Annotated in this window: 1 protein-coding gene; it reads left to right on the top strand. The window is 78.0% G+C overall.

What is annotated here, in order from left to right; genetic code table 11:
- The coding region (locus tag ACLBYB_RS32520) for a condensation domain-containing protein (RefSeq protein ID WP_447701343.1) at positions 1-1,924 on the top strand (1,924 nt) is incomplete at both ends.

Genomic DNA, 1,924 nt, shown 5'->3' with positions numbered 1-1,924 from the left:
CTCGCACGCCTCGACTGGACCGGGGCGCCGTCGAGCCAGGATGCGCCGCACGAGGACGCCCCGGACGAGGATGCCCGCGCCGACCGCCTCGCCGCGCGCCTCGCCGACCGCCTCGCCGCCCTGGCCGCCGAGGAGCGCGCCCGGCCCTTCGACCTCGCCCGGGCCCCGCTCCTGCGCCTCGTCCTGGTCCGCACCGGACCGGACCGCCACCACCTCGTGCTCACCGTCCACCACCTGATCCTCGACGGATGGAGCACCGCCCGCCTCGTCGCCGAGGTGCTCGCCCGCTACCGCGGAGAGGAACCCGAGCCCGTCACAGGACGCTTCGCCGACTACCTCGCCTGGCTCGCCCGCCAGCCGCGGGCCGCCGCCGAGCGCTTCTGGCAGGACGCCCTCGCCGGCCTCGACGCCCCCACCCGCCTCGCCGACACCTTCGACCCACCCGGCACGCCCGGCGCCCGCGACGGACAGCGCCCGCCCGGCCACGGCGAAGTCCGGCATCACGGCGAGGTCCGGCACCGGGTGCCGCCGGCCGCCGCCGGGCGGCTGCTCGCCCGCGCCCGGGCCGCGCACCTCACCCTCAACACCTGCGTCCAGGCCGCCTGGGCCCGGCTCGTGGCCGCCCGCACCGGGCAGGCGCGGGTCGCCTTCGGCACGACCGTGGCCGGGCGCCCGGCCGACCTGCCCGGGGCCGAGACCGTGCTCGGGCTGTTCATCAACACCCTGCCGGTGGTCGTGGACCTCGACCCGGCCCAGCCCCTCGGCGCGTGGCTGGCGGGCGTGCAGGAGGCCGGTCTCGGCCTGCGCGAGCACGGCCACCTGCCCCTGGCCGCCATCCAGCGCCTCGCCGGCGCCGCGGGCACGGGCATGGGCACAGGGACGGGCACAGGGACGGGCGGCCTGTTCGACAGCCTCGTGGTGTTCGAGAACTACCCCGTCGACCAAGCCCTCGCCGCCGCGCGCCACGGACGGGACGGCGACGGAAACGGAAACGGCGACGCTGCCGACCCGCACGCCTTGCGCCTCGGCCCGGCCATCGTCGCCGAGACCACGCACTACCCCGTCACCCTGGTGGTCCACCCAGAGACCGGCCCCGACGGGACGCGGCTGGCCCTGCGCCTGAGCTACGCCGCCGACCGCCTGGGACACGCGGATGCCGAGGCGCTGCTCGCCGCCTTCGTGGCCCAGCTCGCCGCCCTGGCCGAGGCCGACCCGGCAACCCCGCTCGGGGCGCTGCCGCCGCCGCTGCCCGACAGCGACCGGGCGATGATCGGGTCGGCGAACGCGACCGCCCGGGCCTACCCGGACGGCGCCGGCGACGTCCTCGCCGCCTTCGCAGACCACCGCGTGCAAGACCCCGACGCGATCGCGGTGACCGACGCGCGGACCAGCCTGACCCGCGCCGGCCTCGACGCTCGCGCCACCGCCATCGCCCGACGCCTCGCCCGCGCCGGCGCCCGACCCGAGCGCGTCGTCGGACTCCTCCTCGAGCGCACCTGCGACCTGCCCGCCGCCTGGCTCGCCGTCCTCAGGACCGGCGCCGCCATCCTCCCCCTCAACCCCGAGCTGCCCGCAGCCCGCCTCGCCGCCCTCGCCGCCGAGGCCGACCTCCTCCTCACCCAGCCCGAACTCGCCGACCAGCACCCCGCCCTCGCCGACGCCGCAGGGCGAGCGCCCCTCGTCCTCGACGCCGATCCGGATACCGACGCGGACGACGACAGCGCCCGGCCCGTCCGGCCCCGCACCCGCGCCCCCCACCCGGACGCGCTCGCCTACGTCCTGCACACCTCCGGCTCCACCGGCACCCCCAAGGCCTGCGCCAACACCCACGCCGCCCTCGCCAACCGCCTCGCCTGGATGGCCGACCACCTGCGCGTCTCCCCCCGCGACACCGTCCTGCACAAGACCCCCGTCTCCTTCGACG

The organism is Methylobacterium sp. D54C (genome assembly GCF_053345595.1).
The sequence above is the reverse complement of the archived record's forward strand: the minus strand, read 5'-3'. Positions and strand labels throughout refer to the sequence as shown.